The sequence below is a fragment of the Cupriavidus sp. 22TCCZM01-5 genome, from assembly GCF_057798915.1.
In genome coordinates this window covers 558-1,018 of sequence record NZ_JBYOJR010000088.1, presented here as the reverse complement: position 1 = coordinate 1,018, position 461 = coordinate 558, and the positions used below count along the sequence as shown (strand labels likewise).

Annotated in this window: 1 rRNA gene (only partly in view); it reads right to left on the bottom strand. The window is 51.4% G+C overall.

What is annotated here, in order from left to right:
- Positions 1 to 461: ribosomal RNA gene (locus tag AC3FNH_RS32535) — 23S ribosomal RNA — on the bottom strand; its annotated part runs 557 nt beyond the window's last position; the annotation flags it as partial.

Genomic DNA, 461 nt, shown 5'->3' with positions numbered 1-461 from the left:
TCCCCTACCCAATGCACTAAAGTACATTGCCGCAGCTTCGGTTTACTACTTAGCCCCGTTACATCTTCCGCGCAGGCCGACTCGACCAGTGAGCTATTACGCTTTCTTTAAATGATGGCTGCTTCTAAGCCAACATCCTGGCTGTCTGAGCCTTCCCACATCGTTTCCGACTTAGTAGTAATTTGGGACCTTAGCTGGCGGTCTGGGTTGTTTCCCTCTCCACGACGGACGTTAGCACCCGCCGTGTGTCTCCCGGATAGTACTTACTGGTATTCGGAGTTTGCAAAGGGTTGGTAAGTCGGGATGACCCCCTAGCCTTAACAGTGCTCTACCCCCAGTAGTATTCGTCCGAGGCGCTACCTAAATAGCTTTCGGGGAGAACCAGCTATCTCCAGGTTTGATTGGCCTTTCACCCCTAGCCACAAGTCATCCGCTAATTTTTCAACATTAGTCGGTTCGGT